General features: G+C 66.3%; 10 protein-coding genes and 2 pseudogenes. 7 read left to right on the top strand and 5 right to left on the bottom strand.

Annotated features, from left to right (window positions below; all coding sequences use genetic code 11):
- Nucleotides 1–14: 14 nt before the first annotated feature.
- The 5 genes and pseudogenes from TVNIR_RS10495 to TVNIR_RS21045 form a co-directional block, all read right to left on the bottom strand.
- Complete coding sequence (locus TVNIR_RS10495) at nucleotides 15–1,295, bottom strand: Nramp family divalent metal transporter (protein WP_043739601.1); 1,281 nt, start codon at nucleotides 1,293–1,295, stop codon at nucleotides 15–17.
- A 488-nt stretch (nucleotides 1,296–1,783) separates the two neighbouring features.
- Nucleotides 1,784–2,173, bottom strand: a complete 390-nt coding sequence (locus tag TVNIR_RS10490; protein WP_015259010.1) for a sulfur globule family protein — start codon at nucleotides 2,171–2,173, stop codon at nucleotides 1,784–1,786.
- 317 nt (nucleotides 2,174–2,490) lie between these two features.
- Nucleotides 2,491–3,006: a tellurite resistance TerB family protein gene (locus TVNIR_RS10485; RefSeq protein WP_015259008.1), complete on the bottom strand. Its 516-nt coding sequence runs from the start codon at nucleotides 3,004–3,006 to the stop codon at nucleotides 2,491–2,493.
- Between the two features lie 80 nt (nucleotides 3,007–3,086).
- Nucleotides 3,087–4,049, bottom strand: a complete 963-nt coding sequence (gene arsS / locus TVNIR_RS10480; protein WP_043740552.1) for an arsenosugar biosynthesis radical SAM (seleno)protein ArsS — start codon at nucleotides 4,047–4,049, stop codon at nucleotides 3,087–3,089.
- Between the two features lie 90 nt (nucleotides 4,050–4,139).
- Nucleotides 4,140–4,334, bottom strand: a pseudogene (locus TVNIR_RS21045) (DUF3047 domain-containing protein); the annotation flags it as partial.
- A gap of 335 nt (nucleotides 4,335–4,669) precedes the next feature.
- Between TVNIR_RS21045 and TVNIR_RS10475 the strand changes: the two are divergent.
- The 7 genes and pseudogenes from TVNIR_RS10475 to TVNIR_RS10445 all read left to right on the top strand — a co-directional run bounded on the left by TVNIR_RS10475 (nucleotide 4,670) and on the right by TVNIR_RS10445 (nucleotide 13,828).
- Entirely contained in the window at nucleotides 4,670–6,820 is a 2,151-nt protein-coding gene (locus TVNIR_RS10475; protein ID WP_015259006.1) for an FAD-dependent oxidoreductase, read from the top strand.
- 263 nt (nucleotides 6,821–7,083) lie between these two features.
- Nucleotides 7,084–8,295 carry a DNA polymerase IV gene (gene dinB / locus TVNIR_RS10470; RefSeq protein WP_083499433.1) on the top strand — a complete coding sequence of 404 codons (1,212 nt, stop codon included), beginning with the start codon at nucleotides 7,084–7,086 and terminating at the stop codon, nucleotides 8,293–8,295.
- Between the two features lie 311 nt (nucleotides 8,296–8,606).
- Entirely contained in the window at nucleotides 8,607–9,488 is an 882-nt protein-coding gene (locus tag TVNIR_RS10465; protein ID WP_015259004.1) for an undecaprenyl-diphosphate phosphatase, read from the top strand.
- Between the two features lie 269 nt (nucleotides 9,489–9,757).
- A pseudogene (locus tag TVNIR_RS10460) lies at nucleotides 9,758–10,187 on the top strand (YbhB/YbcL family Raf kinase inhibitor-like protein); the annotation flags it as partial.
- A gap of 26 nt (nucleotides 10,188–10,213) precedes the next feature.
- Nucleotides 10,214–11,761, top strand: a complete 1,548-nt coding sequence (locus tag TVNIR_RS10455; RefSeq protein WP_015259002.1) for a BCCT family transporter — start codon at nucleotides 10,214–10,216, stop codon at nucleotides 11,759–11,761.
- A gap of 398 nt (nucleotides 11,762–12,159) precedes the next feature.
- Entirely contained in the window at nucleotides 12,160–12,741 is a 582-nt protein-coding gene (locus TVNIR_RS10450; protein ID WP_015259001.1) for a hypothetical protein, read from the top strand.
- Nucleotides 12,742–13,222: 481 nt separating this feature from the next.
- Nucleotides 13,223–13,828, top strand: a complete 606-nt coding sequence (locus TVNIR_RS10445; RefSeq protein ID WP_015258999.1) for a hypothetical protein — start codon at nucleotides 13,223–13,225, stop codon at nucleotides 13,826–13,828.
- The last annotated feature ends 25 nt before the right edge of the window (nucleotides 13,829–13,853 follow it).

The following is a 13,853-nucleotide window of genomic DNA, read 5'->3' as shown; positions in this document are numbered from 1 at the left end:
CCTGGCGCGCTCGATCACGCCAGCATGCGCCAGCCGACCCAGATCAGCGCGAAACCGACGCCGAAGGCAAGCCCGAGCCAGGCCAGCGTGCGCAGCCAGAATCCCGGGCGTGCCGCCGCTGGCATGTGCGCGTCGGTGACCACGCGCAGCGTGAGCCAGGCGATCACCGGGGCGGCAAGGAAGGAAAGCGTGGTCGCGAAGTCGATCAGCTGGGTGAACGCCGCGCCGGCGAAGTACAGGATCAGCAGTGCCCCCGCGATCACCAGGGCCAGTGCCAGCAGATAGGTCGCCCGGTTATGCGGGTCCCGGGCGCGGCGATCGTCCGGGCCGAACCGCGCGACTGCAAGCAGCGCCGCGAGCACGCGTGGGTAGGCATCGGTCACCGCGAGGGTGGTGCTGAACATGGTGCTCAGGGCCGCCACCGCGATCAGCGGGCGGCTCCATTCCCCCAGCGTGCCGGCGTAGAGATCGACCAGTTGCGCCGAGAACCCCACGGCCGAGTCGGCGAAGGTCATGCCGCTGGCGTACATCAGCAGCGCGCCGAGCAGCAGGAAGGCCGCGGCCAGCAGCGTCGCGCCGATGTAGCCGATGCGGAAGTCGATCAGCGCATTGCGCAGCGTGGGCGTCTGCCCGGTCGCCTGCGCGCGTTCCTGGGTCCAGAGCGAGTGCCAGACCGCGACCTCGAGAGGGATCGGCATCCAGCCGACCAGCGCCAGCAGGAACGCGAAGCCGGTTGCCGTCCAGAGCTGGGGTGCGAGCTGCAGTCCGCTGATGGTGGTCATGTCCTGCAGACCACCGAAAGCGAGCACCACCGCGGCGACGGTCGATACCGTCAGCGCCGCCATGATCATTTTCATCGCGAGATCGAGCCCGCGGTAGTTCCCGATCGCCAGCAGCAGCACGCAGGCCAGCAGGATCCCGACCGAAAGGGTCGCAGGCGACGCGTCGATTCCCAGCACGAAACCGGCCAGCCCGGCCGTCACCACGGTGACCACCGCCAGGATGATGAACATCGTGGCGATGGTGATCAGCGCGAACAGCGCAAGCGCCCAGCGGCCGAGCCGGCGGTAGCCGACCAGCAGGTTCTCGCCGGTGGCGGCCACGTACCGCGGGCCGAATTCGAGGAAGGGGTATTTCAGCAGGCAGGCGAGCAGCACCACCGGGAGCAGTAGCAGTCCGAACTCGGCGCCCGCCCGGGTCGACTGCACGAGGTGGGAGACGCCGACCGCAGCACCGGCCATCAGCAGTCCCGGGCCGATCGCGGCGCGCAGCGGCGACATCGCGGACCGAGTCATCGGGATTGGCCGGAGGCGGGAAGCATCGCGGCACGATACGCGAAGCGCAGGCTGCGGAGAAGGGCCCGGTCGAGGGGGCCGGTCACCGGCATCCGGACTGCATCGCCCGCCACCAGGTCGGCGTGTCGGAATGCGTTGCCCCGCTCAGCTGCAGGATCCCCGGTAGCGGTATCCGGGGCAGGAACGCGTGCCGCCATAAAGACGTCTGCGTGCAGGACTTCGGCCACCGAGTGGGCCTTGGTCGTGGCCGTTGTTCGGCGGGAAGGTAACCGATTCGGGCACGGCGCGGGACCCGTTGCACTCGATCGCGCAGTGGGTGTCGCTTCCGCGACTGTTGGGCACGGCGCGGGACCCGTTGCACTCGATCGCGCAGTGGGTGTCGCTTCCGCGACTGTTGCCGTAGCCCGGCAACGAAAAAGGCCCGGTCCAGAAGGACCGGGCCTTGCCGTCATCCAGCGCTGTTGCGCTGGATGACCGGACCGCTCGCCTTATTCGGCGGGAGCGGCTTCAGGCTGCTGCTGGCCGTAGGGCATCGGGGCACCGTAGGGCGCGCCGTAGCCGTAGGGGGCGCCGTAGCCGTAGCCGCGGCCGTAGCCGTAGGGCTGGCCGTAGCCGTAGGCGTCGCCGTAGCCGCGGCCGTAGCCGTGGCCGTGGCCGCGACCGCGGGCGGAGAAGTCGAAGTCGCTGAACATGTCGCCCATGCCGAACATGTCACCCAAGCCGCGGCCGTAGCCCGGGCCGTAGCCGTAGCCGGGACCGCCGTAGCCGTAGCCCGGACCACCGTAGCCCGGACCGCCCCACTGGGCGCTGGCGTGCATCGGGATCGCGAAGGCACCAACCAGGGCGGCGGCGGCGAGAAGCTTCAGAGAGTTGCGCATGATTCAATCCTATTGGTTATGAATGGTGCCCTTTGGTACCGCTCTGGGCGGGCAGTGCCAAGGGCGGGACACCGCGGGTAAAGCCGAAACCGATCTAAAATATTAGAGAAACCTAATGTGTGGCGTAGTCTACAGAACCCGTCTGGGGATGGCAAGCGGTATTCCGAAAAAATCGAACATCGCGAGCGAAATACCGCGTTGCTGTCTCAGGAAGTGGTTGCTGTTCAGTGGCTTGAACGGTTCCCGTGTCAGCGACAATTTTCCCCGAACCGCTTCAGACGGTGGCCGCACGGGCAGCGGACCGTCGTGCCGGACTGTCAGGGATGGTCGGGATCACGGGTACCTCTGGCATTTTCGACTTCGATACGCGTCTGGACGAACACCGCGTGCGGAATGTACAGGAGGTCGGCGATCTGCCGTATGGCGGCCTCCTGGCGTGGGGCAAGTACACCGTCAGCATAGCCAACTTGCCAGAGATCCGCCATGATTCTGCGTTTGTCCTGCGGACTCATGTGGGTATTGATCACCCGGACAAAGGGGTGCAGGGACAGCAGTTCGTCGCTTTCCAGGCGGGCCAGGTGGATCAGTTCGCCGAGCTCCTCCGGTTCGAGATCGAATGCGGATGCGAGTTGCTCGCGGATCGTCACCAGTTCGTCATCGTGGATCTGGAAGTCGGCCCGACTGACTTCGAATAGCAGGGCTGCGGTCGCCAGGTGGATATCATGCTCGGTGACCGGCTGTGTAGCTGCCGACCGGCCGGGGCCGCCGGAGGGCACGATCTGATCCTGCACCGTCGCCAGGCTCCGGCGAAACAGGTCGATCAGATCCTTCATCGGCGGAGCCTCGGCATTCCGGGCGCGGCCGTGGCGGTGGACCCGGCGACGGAGTGGGCAATCAGCGGCACTTGCATCGGTCAGGCGAGGGCGCCCCCGCAACTCGAGCCCTGACCCGCGGTGCATCCGTAGCAGTGGTCGCCAACCGCGATCGTACCGCCTGCGAGCGAGGCCGGGTCCAGGTCGCGGATGTGGCTGCGCGGTCGTCCGGCCGCGGCCAGCGGGATGTGCAGCATCTGGTTGAAGTCACAATCGTAGACGAAGCCCTGCCAGTCGACCGATACCAGCGAACGGCACATCACCTGTTCCAGGTTCGCGTCCTGGTGTGCCTGTCGCAGCATCGTCAGATAGCGGTTGTATTCGCCCTTGCGCGCCAGCGTCTTCGCGAAGCGGTTGATCGGCATGTTGGCGATGGTCAACAGGCGATTGAACACGATGCCGTAACGGCTGCCGAGATGCGCGCGGTAGTCGGCCTCCAGCGCTGCCTGCGGTGGCGGCAGTTCTGGCCCCTGCGGATTGAACACGAGGTTTAGTTCGAGTCCGGAGCCGGGGTGCCCGTAGCCGAGGGCATTGAGTGCGCGCAGCCCCGACAGGCTGCCCTCGAACACGCCATCGCCGCGCTGGGAATTCACGTTTTCCTCGAGGTAGCAGGGGAGCGAGGCGATGACGGCCACCCGGTGGCTGGCGAGGAACACCGCGAGATCCTGCTGTCCGGGCTGTCCGAGCACGGTGAGGTTACAGCGGTCGATCACCTCGATCCCCAGTGCCCGTGCCCGGGTGACCAGGTCGCGGAAGTGGGGATTCAGCTCCGGTGCCCCCCCGGTCAGGTCCATCGTGCGCACACCGCCACGCGTCAGAAAGGCGAGTACATCCCCCACGGTTTCGCGCCCCATGCTCTCCTTGCGGTTGGGGCCGGCGTTCACGTGACAATGGAAGCAGGTCTGGTTGCAGACATAGCCAAGGTTGACCTGCAGCGTCGTCACCGCACTGCGCGTGATGGCGGGGAAGTCGCCAAGGAGAAGGACCGGCTCGCTGTTGGCCATGCGGTGCTCCATTTTCAGGATGGGTGATTCGGGGTCCGGGTTCACTCTGGCAGGAAGCGAATGCCGCCGTACCAAGCACACGCGCTGCCCGGTGTTGTCACAGTCGGTTGTTGTTGCGACCGCGTTCACGCGATCGGGTTCGAGGCCATGGTAGCGGAGAACGTCCGCCAGCAGGTTGGGCCGCTCGACGCGCCAGCCTGCGGCGGCGTCGGTGGCAACGGCCATCGCGATCATACGGACCTGCCGTGCAAAGGCATTTGGCCAGTCGCTGCCACCGGGCGGCATGCTGCTCGAGTGCTCTCGGTGATTCTTCGACGCATTGCCTTCGGTTTCGCCATCGGGGGGCCACGAATCGCCCATCACGTGCCATCCCTATCTTGGTGGCCCGAACATGGGTGCGGTATCGGGAAAAACCGAAATAGGCCGAAGGGCGGGGTGCAGGTATTCTGGGCCCAGGCTGGTCGGAGCGGTAGGCCCGACGGTTCCGGCCCCGGAGCCTCGGACCGCTGCAGTCGGTGCCGGCGTCGCAGGGTCTGTGCAGTCGGATCTTCCGGCACCGTTTTGACCCTGCACACTGCGGCCACGCGGGTACAGGTCGCCTTCCAACACGATACGGGGTGATGCGCGTGAACCGGACCCGATGGATCCTCCTTGCCGCGGTGGTGCTGGCTGTCGTCGCGTTCTTCGCGTTCGACCTCGACCGCTTGCTGGATTTCGATACTGTAAAAGCGGCCCAGGGGGACATCGAGGCGTATCGGGATGCCCGTCCGGTGCTCGCCAGCCTGCTCTATTTCGGCGTGTATGTGGCGGTCACCGCGCTTTCGCTGCCTGGAGCCACGGTGATGACGCTGGCCGGCGGAGCCGTCTTCGGTCTCGGCTGGGGCCTGCTGCTGGTGTCGTTTGCATCGACTTTCGGCGCGACGCTGGCTTTCCTGATCGTGCGCCTGATCGCCCGCGAACCGGTGCAGCGGCGCTACGGAGACAAGCTGAAAGTCATCAACGCCGGCATCGAGCGCGAGGGTGCTTTCTACCTGTTCGCGCTGCGCCTGGTGCCGCTGTTCCCGTTCTTCTTGATCAACATCGTGATGGCGCTGACCCCGATGCGGACCTGGACATTCTACTGGGTGTCACAGGTCGGGATGCTGGCCGGCACGGCGGTGTACGTGAACGCCGGCACCCAGCTTGGCCGGCTCGACAGCCCGGAGGGGATTCTGTCGCCAACCCTGATCCTGTCGTTCGCTCTGCTCGGGATCTTTCCGTTGTTTGCCCGCCGTGCGCTCGAGGTGCTGCGTCGCCGCCGGGTCTACCGGGGTTGGGAGCGCCCGCGGCGCTATGACCGGAACCTGATCGTGATCGGTGCGGGCGCTGCGGGCCTGGTCTCGGCCTACATCGCCGCGACCGTGAAGGCGAAAGTGACGCTGGTGGAGAAACACCGGATGGGCGGGGATTGCCTGAACTACGGCTGTGTGCCTTCCAAGGCGTTGATACGCACCGCGCGGCTGCTGGACGAGATCCGCCGTTCCGCCGACTATGGCATCCGGTCCGCGCGCGTCGACTTCGACTTTGGCGAGGCGATGGAGCGGGTTCGGCGGGTGATCGCCGAGGTCGCCCCGCACGATTCGCGCGAGCGCTACGAGGGGCTGGGGGTCGAGGTGCTCGAGGGAACGGCCCGGCTGACCGGCCCGTGGTCGGTGGAGATCACGGGAGCCGACGGGACCGCGCGCACGCTGACCAGCCGCGCGATCGTACTCGCCACCGGTGCCGAACCCCTGATCCCGCCGCTGCCGGGGCTTGCCGAGGCCGGGTACCTGACCTCGGATACGGTCTGGAACCTGCGCGCGTGCCCGCGCCGACTGGTGGTCCTCGGGGGCGGTCCGATCGGCTGCGAGCTCGCCCAGACGTTTCATCGCCTCGGCGCGCGGGTGATCCTCGTGCATCGGGGTGCGCGGCTGCTGCCGCGCGAGGATCCCGAGATCTCCGAGATGCTGCAGGTGCGTCTGCTGGACGAGGGCGTGGACCTGCGGCTCCGTAGCGAGGGCCAGCGCGTCGAGACCGGCGAGGCGGGAAAGCGCCTGGTCGTGAGACGCGACGGACGCGAGGAGGCGATCGAACTCGACGAGATCCTGGTCGCGGTCGGTCGCGCACCGCGGTTGGAGGGATTTGGCCTCGATGCGCTGGGTATCCGTACCGGCCGTACGATCGAGGTCAACGAGTTTCTGCAGGCGACCTACCCGAACATTTATGCTTGCGGCGACGCGGCCGGACGCTACCAGTTCACCCACGTCGCGGCGCATATGGCGTGGTTCGCCTCGGTGAATGCATTGTTCGGGATGTTCCGACGTTTCCGGGTCGATTATTCGGTGATTCCGTGGACCACGTTCACCGATCCGGAGATCGCACGGGTCGGGCTGAGCGAGCAGGAGGCGCGAGAGAAGGGCATCCCGTTCGAGGTGACGACCTACGGCATTGACGACCTGGACCGGGCAATCGCCGACGGCGAGGCACGGGGGATGGTCAAGGTGCTGACCCCGCCCGGAAAGGACCGAATCCTCGGCGTGACCATCGCCGGCCACCATGCCGGCGAACTCCTGGCCGAGTTCGTGCTCGCGATGAAGGCGGGCCTCGGCCTGAACCGGATCCTCGGCACGATCCACGTCTACCCGACGATGGCGGAGGCGAACAAGTACGTCGCGGGCGAGTGGAAGAAAGCGCACAAGCCCGAACGCGTGCTGCAATGGCTGCAGCGATTCCACGCCTGGCGCTTGTCGTGAACAATTCGGGACGGTCCTGGGGCCCGGTTCCAGGACCCGCACCGCACGGGGCCGAGGGCGAACCCTGCGGTCCGGCGCCGCTGGCGCGGGCGCCCTTGTGTCGAGAGTTCGTGCGACGCGAGGCCGTGTTCGGTCGAAGTGCGCGCAGGCTTCGCGGGGCCGGTAGCGGCGTGCCTCGCCGACCCGTGCGGCATCGGACCCGTTCGCGCGCCAATCGTGCCCGATGCCCCCGTGCGTCGAAGGCGGTAGGATTTCCCTCACCGATGAGACGACCATCCTCCAGTGCTGCGCGACAGCCGGTACGGGACAGCCGGCTTCCCGGTCGCGGAACCGAACGCCGGATCGCTCACCTCGACATGGACGCGTTCTACGCATCCGTCGAACTGCTGCGGTATCCACGGCTGCGGGGGCAGCCGGTCGTGATCGGTGGCCGCAGGCTGCAGCCAACAGCGGGGCAGGCGCGGGGCGATCCGCGATTTCGCCGGTTGTGCGACTACGCGGGGCGGGGCGTGATCACGACCGCGACCTACGAGGCCCGGGCGCTGGGTGTGCATTCCGGAATGGGGCTGATGACCGCGGCTCGGCTCGCCCCGGATGCGATCCTGTTGCCCGCGGACTTCGACGCCTACCGGCGTTACTCGCGGCTGTTCAAGACCGCCGTGGCGCACATCGCGCCGAGGATCGAGGACCGGGGTATCGACGAGATCTACATCGACCTGACCGAGATGTCCGCCGACACGCTGCCGCTTGCGAATGAAATCAAGGCTGCAGTGCGGGAAGCCACCGGGCTTTCCTGTTCGATTGGCATTGCGCCGAACAAGCTCCTGGCCAAGATCGCGTCGGACCTCGACAAGCCGGACGGTCTGACCGTGCTGGCGCCCTCCGACCTGGCTGCCCGCGTCTGGCTGCTGCCCGTGAACAAGATCAACGGGATCGGCCCCAAGGCTGGCGATAGGCTGCAGGGGCTGGGCATCCGAACCATCGGCGATCTCGCCGGTGCGGCCCCGGCCCTGCTGGAACGCCATTTCGGTGCCAGGATGGGCGGCTGGCTGATCCGGGCCGCCCACGGTCTCGACGAACAGCCGATCGTCACCGAATCCGAACCCAGGTCTATGACTCGCGAGACGACCTTCGAGCGTGATCTGCACCCGCGCCAGGATCGCGCGCTGCTGACCGCTGCGCTGACCGGCCTCTGCGAGAGGGTCGCAGGGGATCTCGCGGCCAGGGGGTATCGTGGCCGTACCATCGGAATCAAACTGCGCTACCACGATTTCCGTACGCTGACCCGCGACGTCACGCTGCGCAATCCGGTATGCCGTGCGGAGGATCTGCTCGCGTCGAGTCGGGAGTGCCTGCGCCGGGTGCCGCTCGACCGGCGCATCCGGCTGCTGGGTGTGCGTGCAGGCGCCCTCGTGGCGGACAGCCAGGAGGGCCCGGCCGGTGACCGGTGGGTTCAGGCCGAGCTGCCGTTCTGAGCCCGCGGGCACTGGCCGCTGCCGCTGCGTCGAGGGGGCACCCGCGCGCCGCGGGTGGGAGCGGTCGTCTCCTTGCGCGTGTGCGGGATTCATACGCCGCTAGCGTATTTCGAACGGCTGGAGGCGAGCCCGAAGGAAAGGGATGCGGGAGCGTATCCCGCGGCCAGGCAGTGCGCTCACTTCCTCCCGAACCCTGCGCCGTAAACGGGGGAGGGGTTTCTTGCCGCTGCCTGCAGCGGCAGCAAGGCGAAGCGCGTGTCGAGGATCCGATATACTGCGCGGCCCGTTGCCGGCCTGGAGTTTCGGCTGAAATGACGTTATGGATTGCCACCTTGCTCGGGATCGTGCAGGGGGTCTTCATGTTCGTGCCGGTGAGCTCTACCGCCCATCTGGTGCTGACCCAGCACTGGTTGATCGGCATGGGGCAACCCCTTCCGCCACCGGAAAGCCCGGAGATGATCCTGTTCGATCTGGTGGTGCATGTGGGCACGCTGGTGTCGATCGTGTTCGTGTTCTGGCGCAGCCTGCTGCATCTGTCCGGCAATATCGTGCGCGAATCGTGGCAGTGGGCGAGTTCGAGGGGGGCGGGTGGGCGCGAGATGCTCTATCTGCGGCTGGGGCTGCTGATCGTGCTGTCGGTGTTTGCCACGGCCGTGGTGGGTTTTACTCTCAAGCTGACCTTCGAGCGCGTGTTCGCCTATCCGTTGCTGATTGCGGGAACCCTGACCCTGACGGGGGTGCTGCTATGGTGGACGGACGGTTTGAGCCGGCGCCCTCGGGGCCTGCGCCAGATCAGCCCACGGGTGGCGTCGGTGATCGGGGTAGCCCAGGGGTTTGCGCTGGTTCCGGGGCTGAGCCGCAGCGGCATGACCATCACCTTCGCGTTGTTCAGCGGTCTCAAGCGCCGCTGGGCCGCGGAATACAGCTTCTTTCTCGCCATCCCCACCATTCTGGCTGCCACGCTGGTGCAGTCGCTGGAGGTTTTTCGTGCCGACGGCCTCGGTGACATTGGCTGGGCAGCATTGACCGTGGGGTTCGTGGTCTCGGCCGTGGTCGGTATCGTCTCTCTGAAGATGGTGCTGTATTTTCTGTACCGGGCGCAGCTCAAGGTGTTTTCCTTCTATGTCTGGGCGTTGGCGCTGCTGGTGCTGTTCGGGTTCCTGGACACCAGCATCATGTACGGTACGCATTGACCAGAACGGGTATGGCCGGTGGTGTGAAACGACGCGGGCTCCCGTCTCGGTGACGCGGAGGGTGGGACAACTCAGCGTCATCGGGCGCGCGGCGTGTGCAGTGCCCCGGTGGCCGCGGCAACCCTGGCGTGGGGATGGTGGATGACGGCTTCAGGCCTCTACGCGCTACGCATCGTTCTTGGTCCGGGGTGGTGGTCGCGCGCCGTGATCGTTCAACTGGGAGAGCAGCGATGGAACTGACCAGCCCCACCTTTGAGGAAGGCGGCCGAATGCCCTGGAGCGCGACGGCACCGAACGAGAATCGGTTGCCGGCGCTGGAGATCCGCGACGTGCCCGAGGGTGCGCGCAGCCTGGCGCTGATCCTGGAAGACCTGGATTCGCCGCTGGGCGAGGTGACCCACTGGCTGGTGTGGAACCTGCCGCCCGACACGGTTCGGGTCGATGCGCTGAACCTGCCCGAGCAAGGCCGGGTGGGCATGGATTCGTTTGGCAAGATCGGCTACCTGGGCCCCGTCCCGCCCGAGGGCGTACACCATTACCGCTTTCGCGTGCTGGCCCTCGATGCCGAACTCGAGCTCGAATCCGGTGGTACCCGTAGTCAATTCGACCAGGCGGCCGCGGGGCACGTGCTGGATGAAGGAGAGCTCACTGGCATGATCGAGCGGTCGCCGCCGGAGACGGACACCTGACCGGCCGGCCGCGCCGACGCCCCAGGAGGATTCGAGATGTCGAAGCACTACCGTCCACAGGCGTTCTTCGCTTCCGTGAACCCGACGGTGTTCATGGCCTCGGCGGTCATGGTCATCCTGTTCGTGGGCTTCGGCGTGCTGTTTCCGACGACCGCGAGCCGGGTGTTCGAGGGCATCCATGGTCTAATCACCGAGTACCTGGGCTGGGGTTACCTGCTCGCGGTGACGGTCTTTCTGGTGTTCCTGGTCTGGCTGGGCTTCAGCCGCTACGGGGCCATCCGTCTGGGGCAGCCCGACGACCGTCCGGAATTCAGCTACGGTGCCTGGTTCGCGATGTTGTTCAGCGCGGGCATGGGCATCGGCCTGGTTTTCTGGAGCGTGGCCGAGCCGATCATGCACTATCAGCAGCCGCCTCACGCCGAGGGCGAGACTGCCGAGGCGGCGCGGCGGGCGATGGTCTACACCTTCTTTCACTGGGGCCTGCACGCCTGGGCGGTGTATGTGGTGCTGGGGCTGTCGGTCGCCTATTTCAGCTTCCGGCATCGCCTGCCGTTGACGATCCGCTCGATCTTCTACCCTTTGCTCGGAGACCGCATCTACGGGCCGATCGGCCACGCGATCGACATCCTCGCGATCTTCGGGACGCTGTTCGGACTCGCCACCTCGCTCGGTTTCGGTGCGATGCAGTTGAACACCGGGCTCAATGTGCTGGTGGGCCTGCCGGTGTCGCACTGGTACCAAGTCGGCATCATCGCGGCGATCACGGCGGTGGCCGTGTTCGCGGTCCTTTCGGGTCTGGATCGCGGTCTGAAGTGGGTGAGCGTGTTCAACCTGACGCTCGCGATGGCCTTCATGCTGTTCGTGCTGCTGGCCGGGCCGACGCTGTTCCTGGTGCGATTTTTGCTCGACTCCACCGGCAGCTACCTGCAGCAGCTGATCGACCTGAGTCTGCATACCGACGCGATTGGCGGTTCCGGATGGCAGAAGGACTGGACCATGTTCTACTGGGCATGGTGGATCGCCTGGTCGCCGTTCGTCGGCATCTTCATCGCCCGCATCTCGCGCGGGCGCACGATCCGCGAGTTCATCGTCGGCGTGCTCGGAGTCCCGACGCTGTTCGTGTTCACCTGGCTGACGATCTTCGGCGGCACCGCGCTATACCTTGAATTGTTCGAGGAGGGCGCCGGCATCGCTGCAGCGGTCGCCGAGGACACGACCGTCGCGCTGTATGCCACCCTCGACCACCTGCCGTGGACGACGCTGACCTCGGCCATTGCAACGCTGCTGATCGCGACCTATTTCATCACTTCCTCGGCCTCCGGCACCTACGTGATCGATTCCCTGGTCTCGCGCGGGGCGATCCACTCGCCCAAGCGCCAGCGGGTGATCTGGGGCATCACCGAGGGGGCGGTGGCGGCCACATTGCTGATCGTCGGCGGTGAACGCGCGCTAGACAGTCTTCAGACCGCGTCACTCACCGGCGGCCTGCCGGTCGCAATCATCCTTGCCTTCTGCTGTTACAGCCTGCTGCGTGCTCTGCGGCGCGAATACCGGGTCGAGGGAGTGGAGCCGCCCTGGGGGTGATCGTTCCGGTCCGGCTTCGCGCCATCGCACCCTGTGCACGGTGCGCATGACGTGCGCATCGCCAGTCCGATGCGCTGCAGAGGCTTCGGGGATCGTAGCGGGCGATGCCGATGTGTCCGCAACGCCAATGGGCCGCCAGTGCACCTGCAGGCGATTCCCGGCCCGGCTGAATCGTGCGGGTTGCAGGGTCTTGCCGGACCCGTTTCGAGAGGCCCGATGGCAGCGCGTCGCCATAGCTGCCATGCTTGCCGTGGCTGCCGTCGTGCGCTGCGCGCGCTATCCGGGCCACGCGGGTACGTTCCCCGCGGATCACGGTTTACCCCCTTCAACAACGGAGAACACGCATGCGATTCCCACACCAGCCCCTCTTTGTAACGCTCCTTGGCGCGGGCCTTCTGATGTCAACCGCAGGTCCGGCACTCGCCGACGAGATCCAGGAGCAGATCGAACTGGGCCTGGATCTGTACCAGGAGCAGGACTACGGGGCGGCCATCACGGAACTCGAGTTCGCGATCAACGACATCCGTAAACTGATGGCCAACCGCATCGCGGACACCTTCCCGGATGCACCGGCCGGCTGGACCGCGGCGCTGGTGGAATCGCAATCCGGCGGGGGCGGAATGGCCGGGATGTTCGGCGGTGGCGGGACGATGTTGCAGCGTGCCTACACCCAGGACGACGGCTCCGGGCAACTGGAAGCGTCGCTGATCGTCGACAGCCCGATGATTCAGGGGGTGGCGGCCATATTCAACAACCCGGCGATGATGGCGGCACAACCCAATACCGAGCGCGTGCGCATCGGGCGCGAATCCGCGATGCTCAAATGGGAGCCGAATAGAGCGCAGGCTGAGGCGACGCTGTTGCTGGACGGCCGCATCATGATGCAGGTCAAGGGCAGGAATCTCGAGTCGTCGGATGTCGCCGTCGAGCTTCTGAGGAACTGGGATCTCCGGGCGGTTCGGGAGCAGACCGCGCGCTGATCCCTCCGCGCGGGCGGCACGCATGCGTGCGGCCGCTCGTCTCGCCGATGCCATGCGCGACCCGTTGGACCGCCGAGCCAGCGGTCGGGAAGGCGATGATCCGCATGGCATCGGCGCAGGGGGCGCATCGATGGCCTCGAGCGTCAAGGGCTAGACTCGACCTGATGATCACGAAACCTCTGCAGCCAGGATGGCACCGCTCTGCGTCGGTCGTCATTGCAGGCGTCGCGAAGCACCCATGCGTGTAGCGCATTGAACAGCCGAAGGCCGGCCCGCAGGGTGAGCGCAGCGAATAATCCAGGCGGCGTCGTGAGGACTCACGCCGTTTGGATCGCCACGTCCCGCCTCGCTGCGCTCGCGGCTAAAGGCTTCGCTTCTCGCGATGACGGTGCGTTCGAAGACGGTCCGTTCCAGTTTGCGGAGCTTCCGTGATAATCAGGAGACTCGATGGAACCGGCCTTGACGAGAGAGGGGGCGCACCATGAACGAAACACCACGTGAGGCGGAAGGGGCGGAGACCACGGACCTGCTGTACAAGGAGTACGTACGTCTCTCGGAAAGCTGCAACGCCTACATCAGGGGCGCGCTGTCGGATATCAAGTTGCTGGGGGCGGTCGGGGCCGTGCTCGCCTGGGATCCCATGGCGAGGATGCTGGATCTAAACGTGCGCCTCGACGAGCCGGTGACACCGGTAGGCTTCACGACGCTGCTGCTGGTGATCATGTTCGTGCTGTTCTACAACCTGCTCAAGCAGTCGATTTTCTTCTTTCATCAGGCACGCATGCGCCGCTTCGAAACACGGCTCAATGCCCTTTATCCGGGCCCGGAACCGGTGTTCGCGCTGGCATTGGCCTGGCCGGACTGGCAGCGCCGGGTGCATGACCGCGTTGCGTTCCCGACCTTCGGGATCTTTTACCTGATCCTGATCGGGTTCCCCACGACGCTGATGCTGTTGCAGGGTTTCGTACCCTGGGCCGTGTTCTACGCCGTGCTCGCGGTGTTGCTGGCCCTGGGCCACATGCTCACCGTCCTGTTCCTGATACGTTGCCTGGAGCGTGACGCGCAGGACACTCCATCGGCCTGCTGAAGCATGCCGGGCGGCCCCGGCGGCT

Origin of the sequence: Thioalkalivibrio nitratireducens DSM 14787, from assembly GCF_000321415.2 — a bacterium.
GTDB lineage: Bacteria > Pseudomonadota > Gammaproteobacteria > Ectothiorhodospirales > Ectothiorhodospiraceae > Thioalkalivibrio > Thioalkalivibrio nitratireducens.
The sequence above is the reverse complement of the archived record's forward strand: the minus strand, read 5'-3'. Positions and strand labels throughout refer to the sequence as shown.